The organism is Nakamurella sp., from assembly GCF_048594475.1.
Classification (GTDB): Bacteria; Actinomycetota; Actinomycetes; order Mycobacteriales; family Nakamurellaceae; genus Nakamurella.
Map to the genome: position 1 here is coordinate 1 of NZ_JBMDXT010000149.1, position 1,648 is coordinate 1,648.

A 1,648-nucleotide genomic window follows, 5' to 3' on the forward strand; every position below is an offset into this window, starting at 1 on the left:
CCCGGGCCCGGGCCGGTGCGGCCGGGATCACTCATGCCGGGCACCCCCGCACCGCACGTCCGGTGGTCCGTGCCGCGGGCAGCGCCGGCTCCGGGCGGGGCCGGTCGCGGCGGGCGGAGCGGGACGCGGCGGGGGCGGCATCGGTGCGGGACGGTCCGGTCACGGCGCCGATTATTCGCCTGCCCGGCCCGGGCCCCGAGCACTGTGCCATCATCGGTCCCGACGGGCGGGTTGGAATCCGGTGCGAATCCGGAGCGGTCCCGCCACTGTGACCAGGACCGACGTGACCCGCGACCCGCGGCGCGCGGGCCCGGAAGCCAGGGCATTCCCTCCGTCCCGCGACCCCCCGGTCGCGGACCCGGTCGGCCGAGCGTGCGAGGCCGCCATGACAGGAAGGACCGGGCGGACCCGGTCCGGCGACGCCGTCGCCGGGTTGCGGCCGCGCGGTTCCGGACAGGCGCGGGCGTGGACACCCGCACGAGTCGAGAGGCGGCCGTCGCCGCGATGCCCAGCTACCCGTTCACCGCCGTCGTCGGCTCCGACGACATGGCGATCGCCCTGATCCTGACCACCGTCGCCCCCGAGGTCGGCGGGGTGCTGGTGCGCGGCGAGAAGGGCACCGCGAAGTCGACGACGGTGCGGGCGCTGGCCGGCCTGCTGCCCCCGGTGGCGGTGGTCGACGGCTGCCGGTTCAGCTGCGACCCGGCCGATCCCGACCGGGCGTGCCCGGATGGGCCACATCCGCCCGGAGCGGCGGCGTCCACCCGGCCCGCCCGCCTGGTCGAGCTGCCGGTCGGGGCGACCGAGGACCGGGTGATCGGGTCGTTGCACCTGGAACGGGCGCTGACCGCCGGGGTCACCGAGTACGAGCCGGGTCTGCTGGCCGCCGCGCACCGCGGCCTGCTCTACGTCGACGAGGTCAACCTGCTGCACGACCACCTGGTCGACCTGCTGCTGGACGCCGCCGCGATGGGCCGGTCGACGGTGGAACGCGAGGGTGTCTCGATCGCGCACGCCGCCCGCTTCGTGCTGGTCGGCACCATGAACCCGGAGGAGGGGGAGCTGCGCCCGCAGCTGCTCGACCGGTTCGGGTTGACGGTGGAGATCGCCGCCCCGCGGGATCCCGCCCGGCGGGCCGAGGTGGTCCGCCGGCGGCTGGCCCACGACGCCGACCCCGAGGGGTTCGCCGCCCGCTTCGCCGCCGACGAGCGGGCCACGGCGCAGCGGATCGCCGCGGCCCGGGCCGCCCTGCCGGCCGTGGTGCTCGGGGACGGGGCGCTGACCAGGATCGCCGAGGTCTGCGCGGCGTTCGAGGTCGACGGGATGCGGGCCGACATCGTCACCGCCCGGGCGGCGGTCGCCCACGCGGCCTGGCACGGCCGCCGGTACGTCACCCGGGACGACATCCGGGCCGCCGCGCGGCTCGCTCTGCCACATCGCCGGCGGCGCAACCCGTTCGACGCCCCCGGGCTCGACGAGGAGCTGCTCGAGCGCATCCTCGGCGCGGACGAACCGGACCCGCCGCCACCGGCCGGACCGGGGCCGGCCGACGGGACGTCGGCGGCCGAGGGCGACCGGGTGCCGGACCCCCGCGCGACCGGTGCGCCGGCCGCCCGGGCGGCGGACCCGGGATCCGCGGCAGACCCGG

Annotated in this window: 1 protein-coding gene and 1 riboswitch; the gene reads left to right on the forward strand. The window is 78.2% G+C overall.

Annotated features, from left to right (window positions below; all coding sequences use genetic code 11):
- Positions 1-234 precede the first annotated feature (234 nt).
- Positions 235-325, forward strand: a riboswitch (cobalamin riboswitch).
- A gap of 179 nt (positions 326-504) precedes the next feature.
- A partial coding sequence (locus ACOJUF_RS07460) for an ATP-binding protein (RefSeq protein WP_420121229.1) occupies positions 505-1,648 on the forward strand: 1,144 nt, incomplete at its 3' end.